Source organism: Pseudogulbenkiania sp. NH8B (genome assembly GCF_000283535.1).
Classification (GTDB): domain Bacteria; phylum Pseudomonadota; class Gammaproteobacteria; order Burkholderiales; family Chromobacteriaceae; genus Pseudogulbenkiania; species Pseudogulbenkiania ferrooxidans.
Map to the genome: position 1 here is coordinate 2,744,836 of NC_016002.1, position 13,530 is coordinate 2,758,365.

Consider the following 13,530-nt stretch of genomic DNA (forward strand, 5'->3'; position numbering starts at 1 on the left):
CTCCGTTCAGGAACCGGGCAACGAGCACGGCCACCATTCCGGCCACCACCCCGGACCATCGCGGAGCTTGACCCCTTCGGAGACCGCAACACCAGGAATGGCCACGAGACGGCCATCCGGCAAAAACAGCAACGGCCACTTCGCCCGCAAGGCGGGAGGGATTCCGGCTTCCTGCAGCAGGGTTTTCACTGGCTTTCGGCCAACCTGCTGAGCAAGCCGCTCCCCCCCGACCCTGACCCGCAGTTCGAACCCACCCTGCAAACAGAGGGGATCGAGACCTCCCGGTCGAAGCACAAACCCAAGCTCGCCCGGCCAACCGGGCGGAGCCACTCTGGCGCCCAGGACACCCGCGGCCAGGCGGGTCGTTTGCGGCGCCATCGCAACGGCAAGCGGCCACAGCCCCCCCCGGTAACGGAAGATTCGCCCCTGAGGCAAGAGCAGCTCGGGGTTTCTGTCCGGAGCCGCATGCAGTACCTGATGCCGAAATTGCTCCAGCGCTTCCGGCGCCGCCACACCCAGACCGAGCCGCTCCAGCCAGTATTGCAGCATGTTGCGCTGACGCGGCGGGCTGAGACTGGACAAGGGTTGTACGAGCACACGTCCAGTGTCGCGGCAGCGCTGCAAATCCTGCTCAGCCTGCTCATCGAGAACGACTGATGCATCCGCCATCAGGACGGCCGCACGTTGCAAATGCTGCCGATAATAGGGGATGGCGGACTCGACAAGAGGTAGGATGTCGTGGCGCAGCAAATTGCGGCGCCAGCGGGTGTCGACGTTGCTTTCGTCCTCGACCCAAACCAGTCGACGCCAACGCGCATACGCTTCGATTTCGGCACGAGAGATGGCGAGTAGGGGCCGCCACAGCCAGCGGCCGGCATGTCGGCGCAGTGTCGGCATCGCCGCCACGCCCTTCGGCCCGGCGCCGCGCAGCAATTGCAGCAGCACGGTTTCGGCCTGGTCGTCCTGATGATGGGCCAACACCACTACGTTGGCCGAAGACTCGCCATAAACCCTGTAACGATGCTGTCGCGCCACGGCCTCGAGACTCTCGCCGCCGGCCACCTCGACCTTCACCGCTTCCGACCGCAATGGCACGCCCCACTCCAGGCAGAGCTGGCGACAATGCTCCGCCCAGGCATCCGCCTGCGGGCTGAGCCCGTGATGGACATGCACAGCCGACAGCTTCAGCCCCCGCTCCGAATGCAGGCGCACCAGCAGGTCCAGCAGCACCACCGAATCGATGCCGCCGCTTAGCCCCACCTCAAAAGCACATTGGCCGGACAATTCGTCCGGCCAATGTGCGATGAGGCGATCAATCAGGTCAGGCAGCGTCTTCCTTGAAGCGCCCATAACTCATCAACCGGTCAAAACGGGTTTTCAGCAATTCTTCCAGCGGCTTGGCCGTCAGATCACGCAACTGCTCTTGCAGCATACGCTTCATCGAGCCCATCATCTGCGCGTGATCGCGGTGTGCCCCGCCGATCGGCTCGTTGAGCACGCGATCAACCAAGCCCAGCGTCTTCAGGCGGGTTGCAGTAATACCCAGCGCTTCGGCGGCATCGGAGGCGCGTTCGGCCGTCTTCCACAGAATCGAAGCACACCCTTCCGGCGAAATGACCGAATAGGTGGAGTATTGCAGCATGTTGACGTAATCGCCGACGGCAATCGCCAAGGCCCCGCCGGAGCCACCCTCACCGATCACGGTGCAGATCACCGGCACTTTCAGGCGGGCCATTTCATACAGGTTACGCCCGATTGCTTCGGACTGGCCACGCTCTTCTGCGCCGATACCGGGGTACGCACCCGGGGTATCGACAAAGGTGATCACCGGCAGACTGAATTTTTCGGCCAATTTCATCAACTTCAAGGCCTTGCGATAGCCCTCCGGGCGAGGCATGCCGAAATTGCGGTAGATCTTTTCCTTGGTGTCGCGGCCTTTCTGATGGCCGATTACAACGACAGACTGGCCATTGAAGCGCGCGATGCCACCAACGATGGCGGGATCGTCGGCAAAGGAACGATCGCCATGCAACTCGTCGAAGTCCGCAAACAGCGCCTTGATGTAGTCTAGGGTGTAGGGGCGCTGCGGGTGGCGTGCCACCTGAGAAATCTGCCACGGAGTCAGTTTGCCGTAGAGCGTCTTGGTCAGCTCCTGGCTCTTTTTCTGCAAGCGCGAAATCTCTTCGGAAATGTCCAGAACGGAATCGTCCTGGACAAAGCGCAGTTCTTCAATTTTGTTTTCCAGCTCGGCAATCGGCTGCTCAAAATCGAGAAAGGTCTGCTTCATTACTATAACCGTCCGATAAAGCGAATCGGCAGATAATACATGAGGTGCAAAGAGTGCGTCACGCCCCTGTCAGACAAAATGCCTTGAGCATGAAGAATGCTGCGGGACGTTTTAAACAAGGACGTGAAAATTTCACCCACCCCTCTTGCATGACAGAAACCACTGTGCTTTAATTCGCCTCCTCGCTGTTGAGCCAAGCAAATACAGCGAGAGGGGGCGTTTAGCTCAGTTGGTAGAGCGTCTGCCTTACAAGCAGAATGTCGGCGGTTCGACTCCGTCAACGCCCACCAAGTTTGTGTGGAGTGGTAGTTCAGTTGGTTAGAATACCGGCCTGTCACGCCGGGGGTCGCGGGTTCGAGTCCCGTCCACTCCGCCAACAATACAAGCAGTATCCCAATTCGGGCGGTTAGTCTCAGTTGGTAGAGCACTGCCTTCACACGGCAGGGGTCGCTGGTTCGAGTCCAGTACCGCCCACCAGTTTGCTGGAGTGGTAGTTCAGTTGGTTAGAATACCGGCCTGTCACGCCGGGGGTCGCGGGTTCGAGTCCCGTCCACTCCGCCAACAATACAAGCAGTACCCAGAATTCGGGCGTTTAGCTCAGTTGGTAGAGCGTCTGCCTTACAAGCAGAATGTCGGCGGTTCGACTCCGTCAACGCCCACCAGTTTGCTGGAGTGGTAGTTCAGTTGGTTAGAATACCGGCCTGTCACGCCGGGGGTCGCGGGTTCGAGTCCCGTCCACTCCGCCAACAATACAAGCAGTACCCAGAATTCGGGCGTTTAGCTCAGTTGGTAGAGCGTCTGCCTTACAAGCAGAATGTCGGCGGTTCGACTCCGTCAACGCCCACCAAGTTTGTGTGGAGTGGTAGTTCAGTTGGTTAGAATACCGGCCTGTCACGCCGGGGGTCGCGGGTTCGAGTCCCGTCCACTCCGCCAACAATACAAGCAGTATCCCAATTCGGGCGGTTAGTCTCAGTTGGTAGAGCACTGCCTTCACACGGCAGGGGTCGCTGGTTCGAGTCCAGTACCGCCCACCAGTTTGCTGGAGTGGTAGTTCAGTTGGTTAGAATACCGGCCTGTCACGCCGGGGGTCGCGGGTTCGAGTCCCGTCCACTCCGCCAACAATACAAGCAGTACCCAGAATTCGGGCGTTTAGCTCAGTTGGTAGAGCGTCTGCCTTACAAGCAGAATGTCGGCGGTTCGACTCCGTCAACGCCCACCAGTTTGCTGGAGTGGTAGTTCAGTTGGTTAGAATACCGGCCTGTCACGCCGGGGGTCGCGGGTTCGAGTCCCGTCCACTCCGCCAACAATAGAAAAAGCAGCCTTCGGGCTGCTTTTTTTGTTTTCCAGGCACTTTCAACCTCTGGCAGGGCGATCAAACCGATCGCCCTGCCCCTCCGAGGCTTACTTCTTGGTAAAGAAAGCCTTCGCCAACAATACCAGAACCAGTGCAAAGAACACTCCGGTCCAGAACGGCATCGACATGCCGAGGAAAGTCCAGTCGATCGAGGCACACTCGCCACTGCCCTTGAGCACCTTGGACAGCACATTGCTCATCGGCATGGTTTCCAGCATGTAATCCAGGCCGGGACCGCAGGACGGGACCTGGTCCGGCGGCAGGTGTTGCAGCCAGACGTGGCGCACCGATACAGCCCCCCCACCCAGCGCCGCGATGGCCGCGAGGCCAGCCCAGAGCCGCCCACCGAGCTGGCCTGGGTTATGGATTGCCGCCAGCAGGGCAATGGCGCCCACGGCCATCACGCCGACACGCTGGAAGATACAGAGCGGACATGGCTGCAGCCCCCAGACATGCTGAGCGTACAAGGCAAAACCGATGGCCGCGGCGCAAGCCAGCGCGATCAGAAGAAAAATGCTTCGGCGACTATTCAGTCCCATTCCATACCCTTTACATAAAAAGAAACACAAACGCTATCGGAACTGTCGACCTGGTCAAAGTTCCAGAAATTCACCGATCGCCTGCTTTTGATTGAGCACGTCCTTGTAGCCCAAGGCGATCAGTTCACGGCAATACTCGGGTTCGAACAACAAATAGCTGGCCAGCACGCTACCGCGCTTGCGCGTGGCCCCCGCCCCCTGCATGACGAAACGCATCACCCGGGGGAATCGCCCGCTATGACGATAGGCAATTTCCTCCAGAGAGCGACTGGGGTTCAGCACAAACGCCTCGACCCGGCGCAGCGGGGTCTGCTCGGCCAGTTCGGGATAGGCCTGCAACAGGGAAACGGTATGGTTGATACGGAGCAGACGCTCCATATCGGATGACAAGCTATCGAGAAAGACACTATCCAGCAGATGCCCGAAAATCTGTGCCGGCGACGGAGCGGCCCCTCCTCCACCCTGCCGACGTTCGGCTTGAGCGACGTCGCGGCCCCCGACCCCGACGATAAACAGCTTCTCGGCCCCCATGTGCAAGGCGGGTGACAACGGCGCCATCTGCCTGACGGCGCCATCGCAGTAGTAACGATTGCCGACCTGGGCCGAGGGAAAGATCAGGGGGATAGCCGAGGTGGCCATCAGGTGATCGACGCCGAGCATCTCACGCACGCCGGCGCGCCGGTAGCGCGACCAGGGCTGGATGCTGTCGTCCCCCTGGAAAAAGGTTTCCGACATGCCCGAGCTGTAGCAGGAAGCGGTCAGCGCCACCGCACGCAACGCACCGGCACGGATGGATTGCTCGATCCCTTCGAATTGCATGACGCTGGAGAGCAGTTCGCGCAGCGCGGAGTTGTCGAGAAAACTGCGCGGATTGGTCCAGATACGCCCGCCGCTCAACACCGAGACGCCAAAATGCAGGAAGGTTTTGAGGAAGTAGGCCAGACTCGGGTCGTAGATGTACTCGATGTGCACCTGCTTCCAGACCTGCGCCAGGTAGCCTGCGGCACGACGGAAATCGGTGGCGCCGGCAGCCATGGCCACGGCATTCACGGCACCGGCGGACGTGCCGGAAATAATCGGAAAAGGATTGCGGGAAGGATCCGGCAGCAGCTTGGACAGGGCCAGCATGGCTCCGGCCTGATAGGCAGCGCGTGCCCCGCCTCCCGACAGGATCAGCGCTACAGTGGGTTTGCCCGACATGGTGGCACCTCTTCAGGATGCTTCAAATAAGGAGTCTCGCCTTCACCATCCATCCCGGAGTCGTCAATACACCACTTCCAGCGGCTCGACGTGACGCCACAAGTACCAGCTGGCCACGCTGCGCCATGGCCGCCAGCGCTCGCCCAGCTCGCGCAGAGCGGCGGGGGTTGGCCGAAGCCCGTCCAGGTACAACCCGGACACCGCACGCTGCAGGCCGATGTCGTCGATAGCCCAGACATCGGGCCGCGCCAGATGGAAGATCAGGAACATTTCCGCCGTCCAGCGGCCGATGCCGCGTACGGCAACCAGCTCCCGGATGATGTCCTCGTCGCCGAGCGCCGGGAACGACTGCGGGTCGATACGGCCATCAGCAAAATGCCGAGCCAGATCCTGCACGTAGTCGGCCTTGCGCGCCGACAGGCCGGCTTGTCGCAGGCCATCGACCGACGCGGCCAGGATGCTGTCCGGGCTGTCGCAGCGGACCATTGCCGACAGCCGGCTCCAGATGGCGTCGGCGGCCTTCAGCGAAATCTGCTGGCCGACAATGGCCCGCAGCAGGGTTTCGAAGGGTTGTCCGCGCGTCACCAGCCGTGAGCCGGGAAAGCGCGCGATCAGCCCGGCCATGACCGGATCGGCTTCGGCCAACCCTTCGCAAGCGGCCTGCCACTCGGCCGGCGTCATGCCCCCTGGCCTGCCACCATCATCGACTCGATCAGGATGGAGCCCACGTGCTTGGCCCCGCGCACCAGCACGTCGTCGCCGATGCCCACCACCTGCCGGAGCATGTCGCGCAGATTGCCGGCGATGGTGATCTCCTCCACGGCATGGGCAATAACGCCGTTCTCCACCCAAAAGCCCGCGGCGCCCCGCGAGTAATCGCCGGTCAGCGTATTCACGCCGTGACCGAGCAATTCGGTGACCAGCAGCCCGGTTCCCATCTTGCTCAGCAAATCGTCGAAGCTGTCGCCGGTGGAATGCACGATGAGATTGTGCGGCCCGCCGGCATTACCGGTGGTTTCCATGCCGAGCTTGCGCGCCGAATAGCTGCTGAGCATGTAGCCCTTCAGTACGCCGTTGTCCACCAGCCGGCGGGCGCAGGTTTCCACTCCCTCGCTGTCGAAGGGGCTGCTGCCGAAGCCACGCAGCAGGAAGGGATCTTCATCGATCACCACGCAAGGCGAGCACACCGGTTTGCCGAGGCTGTCGAGCAGGAAGCTCGATTTGCGATAGAGCGCACCGCCACTGATGGCGGACACCAGATGGCCGATCAGCGACGCCGCCACCGGCGCCTCGAACAGCACCGGATACTGGCCCGTCGTGATACGGCGGGCATTGAGGCGGCGTACCGTGCGTTCGCCGGCGCGGGCGCCGACCTGCATCGCGCTCTCCAGATCCTCGCGGTGGCGAGCGGCACTGTACCAATAGTCGCGCTGCATCGACTCGCCTTCGCTCGCGACCACCGCCGCCGACAGGCTGTGGCGCGACGACGGGAAGCCTCCGACAAAGCCATGGCTGTTGGCATAGATGAACTGGCTTTGCTGGGTGGAGACCGTGGCGCCTTCCGAATTGCTAATGCGGCTATCCACGGCCCGCGCCGCCTGCTCGCACTCGCGCGCGAGTTCGATCGCCTCGGCCACCGGCAAGGCCCACGGATGGTACAGCGCCAGATCGGGGAAATCGGTGGCGAGCAAGGACGGCTCGGCCAAGCCGGCACAATCGTCCTCGGCGGTGAAACGGGCGATGTTGACGGCAGCGCCGACCGTATCGGCCAGGGCCGTGGCGGTGAAATCGGAGGTGCTGGCGTGGCCCTTTTTCTGGCCGAAATACACCGTGACATCGACACCCTTGTCCTGGTTGTATTCGATGGTTTCCACCTCGCCGAGGCGGACGCTCACCGATTGCCCCGTGCCTTCGGAAATGTCCACCTCGCAGGCGGTTGCGCCCTGCTGGCGCGCCAGTTCCAGCACCTGTGCGGCAAGGCTTTCGAGGTGACTGCGGGTATAGCTGAAAGTGGTATCAGACATAGACTCTTTCACTGTTATCGGACGGCCGGATCAAGAACCGCCGGTCTAGGCTTTTCCGGTATCATACCAGCCTTGAAATATGAAGAGCTCGACAACGATGACCGATTACTTGAACGATAGTGCGGATCAGGAATTCAGCAAAACCCGCCGCAAGAAAGAAATGATCGCCCTGCAGGAGTTGGGCGAGGAATTGCTGCAACTCTCCAACGACCGCCTCAAGCAGATGGCCCTGCCGGAAAACCTGGTGGAAGCCATTCGCGAATACAAGCGCATCTCCTCCCACGGCGCACGCAACCGCCAGGAGCAATACATCGGCAAGCTGATGCGCGATATCGATCCCGAACCGATCCGCCAGCAACTGGCGGTGATCCGCGGCGAATCGGCCGAACATACCGGCTGGCTGCACCTCCTGGAGCGCTGGCGCGAACGCCTGATGAGCGATGACAAGATGCTCGCCAGCTTTATTGCGGACTATCCTGAAAGTGACGCCCAGTACTTGCGCACGCTGATCCGCAACGCACGCAAGGAACAACAGGACAACAAGCCGCCGAAATCCTTCCGGCTGCTGTTCCAGGCGCTCAAGGAAATCATCCCGGAACCGGGCAAGCCGACCGGGCAGCAAACCGAGGAACACGAAGAATGACACTGAAAATCGGCCTGGTTTCCATCTCCGACCGCGCCAGCCAGGGCGTGTACGAGGACAAGGGGATTCCGGCACTGCAGGAGTGGTTCGCCAGCGCCCTGAGCAGCCCGTTCACTACGCTGACCCGGCTGATTCCGGATGAGCAGCCGGAGATCGAAGCCACACTGCGCGCACTGGTCGACGACGAAGGCTGCCAGCTGGTCCTGACTACTGGCGGCACCGGCCCGGCACTGCGCGACGTCACTCCGGAAGCGACCCTGGCGGTGGCGGACCGCGTGATGCCCGGCTTTGGCGAACAGATGCGCCAGATCAGCTTGAAGTTCGTGCCGACCGCCATCCTGTCGCGCCAGGTGGGGGTGATCCGCAAGCAGTCGCTGATCCTCAACCTGCCGGGCCAGCCCAAGGCCATCAAGGAGACGCTCGAGGGCCTGCGGGACAGCGAAGGTAGCGTCATCGTACCGGGCATTTTTGCTGCCGTGCCCTACTGCCTCGACCTGATCGGCGGCCCTTACGTAGAGACGCAGGAATCAGTGGTCAAGGCTTTCCGACCCAAGTCAGCGCAGAAACCGGTGCCGTAATGCACTACCAGGCCCCCCTCTGGCTCAAGGGTGGCCACGCCCAGACGGTGTGGCCGGCCCTATTCATCCATCTGCCGCGCCCGCCGTACCGGCGCGAAGTATGGAGCACGCCGGATGGGGGCGAGATCGCCGTCGACTGCATCGACGGTGATGGCGGCGCCCCCTTGGTGGTGCTGTTCCATGGGCTGGAGGGCGACAGCGACAGCCATTACGCGAAGGCGCTGATGCTGGAGGTGCAGGCACGCGGGTGGCATGGCGTCGTGCCGCACTTTCGCGGCTGCGGCGGCATCAGCAACACCCTGCGCCGCGCCTACCATGCCGGCGATTCGGCCGAGATCGGCTGGATTCTGCAAAGGTTGGCCGAAAGCCACGCCGTGGTGCTCACCGCCGGCGTCTCGATCGGCGGCAACATGCTGCTGAAGTACCTGGGCGAGCATGGCCGCCGCGCCCTGCCGCTCGCCGCCGCCGCCATCTCGGTTCCGGTGGACCTCGCCGCTGCCAGCGCACAGCTCGACCACGGCCTCGGCAAGGTGATCTACACCCGCATGTTCATGGCCACCCTCAAGCCCAAGGCGCGCGAGCAACTTGCCCTCCACCCCGGCCTCTTCGACGCCTACAAGCTGGACCGCGCCAAGACCTTCCGCGAATTCGACAACCTTGTCACGGCACCAATACATGGGTACCGTGATGCCTTTGATTACTGGGACCGCGCCAGCAGCAAGCCCTTCCTGAGCCGGATCGAAACCCCGACCCTGGTGCTGAACGCCAAGAACGACCCCTTCCTTCCTCCCAGCGCCCTGCCCCTGCCGCAGGACACCAGCCGCTGGGTGACGCTGGAACAGCCGGAAGAAGGGGGGCACGCCGGCTTTCCCACCGGGCGCTTCCCCGGCCAGCTCGACTGGCTGCCCAAGCGCCTACTGGCCTACTTCGACCAACAGCTCGCCGCCGGTCCCACGCCCTAACCGAGAGATTGCCATCACGATGTCCGACATCCTGAAGACCATCATAGCCACCAAGCACATCGAAGTGGCCGATTGCCTGAAAACCCGTTCCCTTGCGGACGTCCGCGCCGACGCCGAAGCGCGCCGGGACGATCGCCGCGACTTTGTGGCCGCGATTCGCGCCAAGCATGCGGCAGGACAGGCTGCCGTCATCGCCGAAGCCAAAAAGGCCAGCCCGAGCAAGGGCGTGATCCGTGCCGACTTCGACCCCGCCGCCATCGCCAGAAGCTACGCCGATCACGGCGCGGCCTGCCTGTCGGTGCTGACCGACCGCCAATACTTCCAGGGCAGTGCCGAGTATCTACAGGCTGCCCGTGCCGCCTGCGCACTGCCGGTGCTGCGCAAGGACTTCATGGTCGGCGAGTACCAGATCTACGAAGCGCGCGCGATGGCCGCCGACTGCATCCTGCTGATTGCCGCGGCGCTGTCGCTGTCCGAGATGCGAGCCTTTGAAGCGCTGGCACTGGAGCTGGGCATGGCGGTACTGGTGGAAGTGCACGACGAGGCCGAGCTGGAACTGGCGCTGCAACTCGCCACCCCGCTGATCGGCGTCAACAACCGCAACCTGCGTACCTTCGAGGTCAGCCTCGACAACACCCTGAAGCTGCTGCCACGCATCGGCAAAGACCGCATCGCGGTGACCGAGAGCGGCATCCGTAGCGCCGAAGACGTACGACTGATGCGCGACCACGGCGTGCATAGCTTCCTGGTCGGCGAGGCCTTCATGCGCGAGCCGGACCCAGGCCTGGCGCTGGAGCAGCTGTTCCGCGGTTGAAGCGCCCTGACCTCGGCCACCTTCGGCCAACGTGTTACCCTATGGGGCACCGTTGGCCGCCCCCACCCCCGACGATGAAGGACGCCCTGAGCTGTCACCCGGCCGCGCTGGCCCCCAACCGCCACGGCCGCTGTCCACAACGGTAGTTTTACCGCTACCATTGCTTGGAACAGCTTTCACGACAAATGCAAACTAGCGTAAACTTGCCACGCAGTGGCATTCAAATTTCATAAAGCGTCACCCTCATGTTCGATTTCAAATCTCTAGTCAGCTCCCTGCTGAGCAAAGACTCCCCGGAAAGCGACATCCTGCCTTCCGCTACAGTCCTTGTCAGAGATCTGCCGCAAACCGAATACTTCACTGCGACCGTCGAAATCATCAAGGCAGTGGCCAAGATCAGCGCCGACGCCAAGATGTCGCTGAAGGAGCGGGTGCGCACGCTGCTGTACATCGATGAAAAGGCCCACAGCATCCAGCGCCGCCTGCGTAACGATTACCTGGATCAGAAGCCCGGCAGCAAGAACTACCTCCCGACTATCCTCGCCTACTGGCACGAGCTGGCCAATGCCTATCACATCTGCGTGCGCCTGGCCGAGAAATCCAACGGCTCCTCGCTCGACGACGAGCTGGCCCTGGCAACGCTGCGCGGCTTGAATTACCAGAAGCAGCTCGTCACCTGGAGCGCCATGCGCTACCTGAAGCCGGAGGCGACGGTGTGGCAGCAGGCCTACCGGTTCTACCAGTACGCGGAAGCGCATGACTTTTCCCGCACACCGATGCGGCTGTTCGAGGACCACCCCTGGGAAGTCAGCTGCGAAACCGTATTGATACACGCCTGCATGATGCACCTGGCACAGACCGACAATATGCAGCAGACGGAAATCCTCGCGACCGACCGGCTGCTGAATCTCCTGTGTCAGCCCTTGAAGCTCGATTTTCAGCCGCAGCCGAAGCGCACCGTCTTCCTCGTCAACCTGACCTTGCCGGAGCCTCCCCGCCGCATGCTGCGCGGCATGGCCGGCAAGGACTGCCGCTACTGGAATACCGAACAGGTGACCCAAAAGCTGGCCGACCTGATGTTCGATCTGGACCAGCGCCTGCCCTCCGCGCTGGCCAATTTCGGGCTGGGACTCACCCAGAAGGACTGGTCAACGATCTGCGAAAAACTGGCGGTGCGCTGGTCCGACGATGGCGGGAAATCCCACCGCAAGGCCGAGCGCTCGCCCAAGCTGGAATCGGCCACGGTCGACATCGGCTTCGAACGCATCGCCTACCTGACCAAGGTGCAGGACGATGACCGCGCGGCTCCGCCCGAGAATGACGATTGGCGCATTACCGATTACAGCGCCACCGGATTGGGCCTGACCTACCTTGGCAAGAGTGTCGACGAGCTGGCACTGGGCCGACTGATCCGGGTCTGCTCGCTGTCGCATTCGGACGCCTTGGGCATCATTCGCCGCCTGTCCCGCCACAAGAACGGCACCCTGGTCGGTGTGGAAATCCTCGGCACCCAGCCCGCCGGCATCACCCTGATCGAGCCCGACAGCCCGGACAACACCCCGGCCAGCGCGCTCTACATCACCCAGCTGAACTCCACCAAGAGCCAGCGCTGGTTCCTGATTCCCAAGGCACTCGCCGAACCTGGACGGGAACTGCATCTGGTCGCACAGGGCAAGACCTACAAGATACGGCTGAAATCCCCCAGCCAGGAGTTGCAGGAGTGTGCCCACATCGACTTCGACACGCTGGCCAAACTCGAATAGCCATCGCCCTCAATAAAAAAACGCCAGCCCCTTGTGCTGGCGTTTTCCTTTGCGGGCATGCCGCTCAGAACACTTCCAGGATACCCGCCGCGCCCATGCCGGTCCCGATGCACATCGTCACCATGCCGTAGCCTTTCAGCCCCTGGTCACGCATGCCATGAACCAGCGTCGCAGTCCGGATGGCACCGGTCGCCCCCAGCGGGTGGCCCAACGCGATGGCACCGCCGTGCGGGTTGACACGCGCCGTATCCAGCTCCAGATCCCGGATGACCGCCAGCGCCTGGGCGGCGAACGCCTCGTTCAGCTCGATCCACTTGAGCGCCTCCTGCCCGATGCCAGCCTGGCGGCAAGCCGCCGGAATGGCTTCTTTCGGGCCGATCCCCATGATGGCCGGCGGCACGCCCTTGACCGCGAACGTCACGTAGCGGCCGAGCGGGGTGAGATTGAACTCCTTCAGCACCTTTTCCGATACCAGGATCACCGCGCCGGCACCGTCGGACATCTGCGAGCTGTTGCCCGCCGTCACCGAGCCCTTGGCGTCGAACACCGTTTTCAGCTTGGCCAGGCCTTCCGGCGAGGTATCGCGTCGCGGGCCTTCGTCGGTGTCCAGCACGCGGGTCTGGCTGATCACTTCGCCGGTTTCCAGATTCGGCGTACGGTAGGTCACTTCCAGCGGGCTAATTTCGTTCTTGAACTTGCCGCCGTCAATCGCTGCGATGGCGCGGCGGTGAGACTCCACCGCAAAGGCATCCTGGTCCTCACGCGACACCTTCCACTGCTGCGCCACTTTCTCGGCTGTCAGCCCCATGCCGTAGGCGATGGCGTAGTTCTCGTCCTTGGCGAAAATGGCCGGGTTCAGCGACACCTTGTTGCCCATCATCGGCACCATCGACATCGACTCGGCACCGGCGGCGATCACCACGTCGGCCTCACCCATGCGGATACGGTCGGCCGCGATCTGCACCGCATTGATGCCGGACGAGCAGTAACGGTTGACGGTGATGCCGCCCACGGTGTCCGGCAGGCCGGCCAGCAGCACGCCGATGCGCGCCATGTTGAGGCCCTGCTCGGCCTCCGGGAAGGCGCAGCCCACCACGCAGTCGGAAATCCGGCTCGGGTCCAGCGTCGGCACCTGGGCCAGCGCGGCGGTGATGACGTGAGCCAGCATGTCGTCCGGACGGACGTGGCGCATCATGCCACGCGGCGCCTTGCCGACCGGGGTGCGCGTTACCGCGACGATGTAAGCTTCCTGTACTTGTTTAACCATGTTTGCAATTCTCCTGAGAGCAGACTGGACAAGCTCTCAACCTTGCCAGTCTGCCGGTATTCTGGCTGCCGTCCGAGCTTGTGGAAGAATCCGTCGCGA

The 13,530-nt window shown here is 62.5% G+C and carries 12 protein-coding genes and 12 tRNA genes; 17 read left to right on the forward strand and 7 right to left on the reverse strand.

The window, feature by feature from the left end; genetic code table 11:
• Nucleotides 1-6: 6 nt before the first annotated feature.
• Both tilS and NH8B_RS12615 read right to left on the reverse strand, forming a co-directional pair.
• Complete coding sequence (tilS, locus tag NH8B_RS12610) at nucleotides 7-1,350, reverse strand: tRNA lysidine(34) synthetase TilS (protein ID WP_041702967.1); 1,344 nt, start codon at nucleotides 1,348-1,350, stop codon at nucleotides 7-9.
• Nucleotides 1,322-2,287: an acetyl-CoA carboxylase carboxyltransferase subunit alpha gene (locus NH8B_RS12615; protein WP_008953605.1), complete on the reverse strand. Its 966-nt coding sequence runs from the start codon at nucleotides 2,285-2,287 to the stop codon at nucleotides 1,322-1,324. The genes tilS and NH8B_RS12615 overlap by 29 nt, the downstream gene beginning before the upstream one ends.
• 214 nt (nucleotides 2,288-2,501) lie before the next feature.
• On the opposite strand from NH8B_RS12615, the gene NH8B_RS12620 reads away from it, so the two are divergent.
• From NH8B_RS12620 to NH8B_RS12675, 12 genes are all read left to right on the forward strand, one after another.
• Nucleotides 2,502-2,577 (forward strand) — tRNA-Val (locus NH8B_RS12620).
• A 9-nt stretch (nucleotides 2,578-2,586) separates the two neighbouring features.
• Nucleotides 2,587-2,663 (forward strand) — tRNA-Asp (locus NH8B_RS12625).
• A 24-nt stretch (nucleotides 2,664-2,687) separates the two neighbouring features.
• Nucleotides 2,688-2,764: transfer RNA gene (locus NH8B_RS12630), tRNA-Val, on the forward strand.
• 7 nt (nucleotides 2,765-2,771) lie between these two features.
• Nucleotides 2,772-2,848 (forward strand) — tRNA-Asp (locus tag NH8B_RS12635).
• A 25-nt stretch (nucleotides 2,849-2,873) separates the two neighbouring features.
• Nucleotides 2,874-2,949 (forward strand) — tRNA-Val (locus tag NH8B_RS12640).
• A 7-nt stretch (nucleotides 2,950-2,956) separates the two neighbouring features.
• Nucleotides 2,957-3,033, forward strand: a tRNA-Asp gene (locus tag NH8B_RS12645).
• Between the two features lie 25 nt (nucleotides 3,034-3,058).
• Nucleotides 3,059-3,134 (forward strand) — tRNA-Val (locus tag NH8B_RS12650).
• Nucleotides 3,135-3,143: 9 nt separating this feature from the next.
• A tRNA-Asp gene (locus NH8B_RS12655) sits at nucleotides 3,144-3,220 on the forward strand.
• 24 nt (nucleotides 3,221-3,244) lie between these two features.
• A tRNA-Val gene (locus NH8B_RS12660) sits at nucleotides 3,245-3,321 on the forward strand.
• Nucleotides 3,322-3,328: 7 nt separating this feature from the next.
• Nucleotides 3,329-3,405, forward strand: a tRNA-Asp gene (locus tag NH8B_RS12665).
• 25 nt (nucleotides 3,406-3,430) lie between these two features.
• Nucleotides 3,431-3,506 (forward strand) — tRNA-Val (locus tag NH8B_RS12670).
• Between the two features lie 7 nt (nucleotides 3,507-3,513).
• A tRNA-Asp gene (locus NH8B_RS12675) sits at nucleotides 3,514-3,590 on the forward strand.
• 98 nt (nucleotides 3,591-3,688) lie between these two features.
• Here the strand turns inward: NH8B_RS12675 and NH8B_RS12680 are convergent.
• The 4 genes from NH8B_RS12680 to pmbA form a co-directional block, all read right to left on the reverse strand.
• Nucleotides 3,689-4,180 carry a disulfide bond formation protein B gene (locus NH8B_RS12680; RefSeq protein ID WP_008953604.1) on the reverse strand — a complete coding sequence of 164 codons (492 nt, stop codon included), beginning with the start codon at nucleotides 4,178-4,180 and terminating at the stop codon, nucleotides 3,689-3,691.
• A 54-nt stretch (nucleotides 4,181-4,234) separates the two neighbouring features.
• The gene (locus NH8B_RS12685) at nucleotides 4,235-5,380 is read right to left on the reverse strand and encodes a patatin-like phospholipase family protein (protein ID WP_014087653.1); all 1,146 of its coding nucleotides are present in this window, start codon (nucleotides 5,378-5,380) and stop codon (nucleotides 4,235-4,237) included.
• Nucleotides 5,381-5,443: 63 nt separating this feature from the next.
• Nucleotides 5,444-6,061, reverse strand: a complete 618-nt coding sequence (locus tag NH8B_RS12690) for a DNA-3-methyladenine glycosylase family protein (protein ID WP_014087654.1) — start codon at nucleotides 6,059-6,061, stop codon at nucleotides 5,444-5,446.
• Nucleotides 6,058-7,404: a metalloprotease PmbA gene (gene pmbA / locus NH8B_RS12695; protein ID WP_014087655.1), complete on the reverse strand. Its 1,347-nt coding sequence runs from the start codon at nucleotides 7,402-7,404 to the stop codon at nucleotides 6,058-6,060. The genes NH8B_RS12690 and pmbA overlap by 4 nt, the downstream gene beginning before the upstream one ends.
• A 97-nt stretch (nucleotides 7,405-7,501) precedes the next feature.
• Here pmbA and yjgA point away from each other — a divergent pair, with 97 nt between their 5' ends.
• The 5 genes from yjgA to NH8B_RS12720 all read left to right on the forward strand — a co-directional run bounded on the left by yjgA (nucleotide 7,502) and on the right by NH8B_RS12720 (nucleotide 12,164).
• A complete protein-coding gene (yjgA, locus tag NH8B_RS12700) occupies nucleotides 7,502-8,047 on the forward strand; it encodes a ribosome biogenesis factor YjgA (RefSeq protein ID WP_014087656.1) in 546 nt (181 codons plus the stop codon).
• Complete coding sequence (gene mog / locus NH8B_RS12705; protein WP_014087657.1) at nucleotides 8,044-8,625, forward strand: molybdopterin adenylyltransferase; 582 nt, start codon at nucleotides 8,044-8,046, stop codon at nucleotides 8,623-8,625. The genes yjgA and mog overlap by 4 nt, the downstream gene beginning before the upstream one ends.
• On the forward strand, nucleotides 8,625-9,587 hold the full coding sequence (locus tag NH8B_RS12710) for a YheT family hydrolase (protein ID WP_014087658.1): 963 nt from the start codon (nucleotides 8,625-8,627) through the stop codon (nucleotides 9,585-9,587). The genes mog and NH8B_RS12710 overlap by 1 nt, the downstream gene beginning before the upstream one ends.
• A 19-nt stretch (nucleotides 9,588-9,606) precedes the next feature.
• Nucleotides 9,607-10,401: an indole-3-glycerol phosphate synthase TrpC gene (gene trpC / locus NH8B_RS12715; protein WP_014087659.1), complete on the forward strand. Its 795-nt coding sequence runs from the start codon at nucleotides 9,607-9,609 to the stop codon at nucleotides 10,399-10,401.
• A 245-nt stretch (nucleotides 10,402-10,646) separates the two neighbouring features.
• A complete protein-coding gene (locus NH8B_RS12720; protein WP_014087660.1) occupies nucleotides 10,647-12,164 on the forward strand; it encodes a hypothetical protein in 1,518 nt (505 codons plus the stop codon).
• A gap of 64 nt (nucleotides 12,165-12,228) precedes the next feature.
• Here NH8B_RS12720 and NH8B_RS12725 read toward each other — a convergent pair whose 3' ends face one another.
• Nucleotides 12,229-13,431: an acetyl-CoA C-acyltransferase gene (locus NH8B_RS12725; protein ID WP_014087661.1), complete on the reverse strand. Its 1,203-nt coding sequence runs from the start codon at nucleotides 13,429-13,431 to the stop codon at nucleotides 12,229-12,231.
• Nucleotides 13,432-13,530 lie beyond the last annotated feature (99 nt).

What these genes read in the sequence shown, in the direction of transcription:
- tilS (WP_041702967.1), bottom strand. Translation starts at nt 1,350, where the DNA reads ATGGGCGCTTCAAGGAAGACGCTGCCTGACCTGATTGATCGCCTCATC.
- NH8B_RS12615 (WP_008953605.1), bottom strand. Translation starts at nt 2,287, where the DNA reads ATGAAGCAGACCTTTCTCGATTTTGAGCAGCCGATTGCCGAGCTGGAA.
- NH8B_RS12680 (WP_008953604.1), bottom strand. Translation starts at nt 4,180, where the DNA reads ATGGGACTGAATAGTCGCCGAAGCATTTTTCTTCTGATCGCGCTGGCT.
- NH8B_RS12685 (WP_014087653.1), bottom strand. Translation starts at nt 5,380, where the DNA reads ATGTCGGGCAAACCCACTGTAGCGCTGATCCTGTCGGGAGGCGGGGCA.
- NH8B_RS12690 (WP_014087654.1), bottom strand. Translation starts at nt 6,061, where the DNA reads ATGACGCCGGCCGAGTGGCAGGCCGCTTGCGAAGGGTTGGCCGAAGCC.
- pmbA (WP_014087655.1), bottom strand. Translation starts at nt 7,404, where the DNA reads ATGTCTGATACCACTTTCAGCTATACCCGCAGTCACCTCGAAAGCCTT.
- yjgA (WP_014087656.1), top strand. Translation starts at nt 7,502, where the DNA reads ATGACCGATTACTTGAACGATAGTGCGGATCAGGAATTCAGCAAAACC.
- mog (WP_014087657.1), top strand. Translation starts at nt 8,044, where the DNA reads ATGACACTGAAAATCGGCCTGGTTTCCATCTCCGACCGCGCCAGCCAG.
- NH8B_RS12710 (WP_014087658.1), top strand. Translation starts at nt 8,625, where the DNA reads ATGCACTACCAGGCCCCCCTCTGGCTCAAGGGTGGCCACGCCCAGACG.
- trpC (WP_014087659.1), top strand. Translation starts at nt 9,607, where the DNA reads ATGTCCGACATCCTGAAGACCATCATAGCCACCAAGCACATCGAAGTG.
- NH8B_RS12720 (WP_014087660.1), top strand. Translation starts at nt 10,647, where the DNA reads ATGTTCGATTTCAAATCTCTAGTCAGCTCCCTGCTGAGCAAAGACTCC.
- NH8B_RS12725 (WP_014087661.1), bottom strand. Translation starts at nt 13,431, where the DNA reads ATGGTTAAACAAGTACAGGAAGCTTACATCGTCGCGGTAACGCGCACC.